Origin of the sequence: Burkholderia sp. SIMBA_051 (assembly GCF_046534915.1) — a bacterium.
GTDB classification, from domain to species: domain Bacteria; phylum Pseudomonadota; class Gammaproteobacteria; order Burkholderiales; family Burkholderiaceae; genus Burkholderia; species Burkholderia ambifaria.
In genome coordinates this window covers 1-278 of record NZ_JAWRXS010000195.1, presented here as the reverse complement: position 1 = coordinate 278, position 278 = coordinate 1, and the positions used below count along the sequence as shown (strand labels likewise).

1 protein-coding gene is annotated in these 278 nt (G+C 71.2%); it reads left to right on the top strand.

Annotated elements, in window-relative coordinates; genetic code table 11:
• Positions 1-278: AMP-binding protein (locus SB771_RS34145; RefSeq protein WP_410721936.1), on the top strand; the 278-nt coding region annotated here is incomplete at both ends.

Genomic DNA, 278 nt, shown 5'->3' with positions numbered 1-278 from the left:
GCTCGACGGGGCGTCCCAAGGGCGTGGCCGTCGCGCACGACGCGCTGTCGATGCACTGCGCGGCGATCGCCGAACGCGACGGCATGCACGCCGCCGAGCGCGAATTGCACTTCGCGTCGATCAATTTCGACATCGCGCACGAACGCTGGATCGTGCCGCTGTGCGCGGGCGCGGCGCTCGTGATCGCGGAGCCGTCGCGCTGGTCGACCGCGCGCCTCGTCGACACGCTGCGCCGCGAGCGCGTGTCGGTGGTGTTTCTCACGCCGTCGTATCTGGCC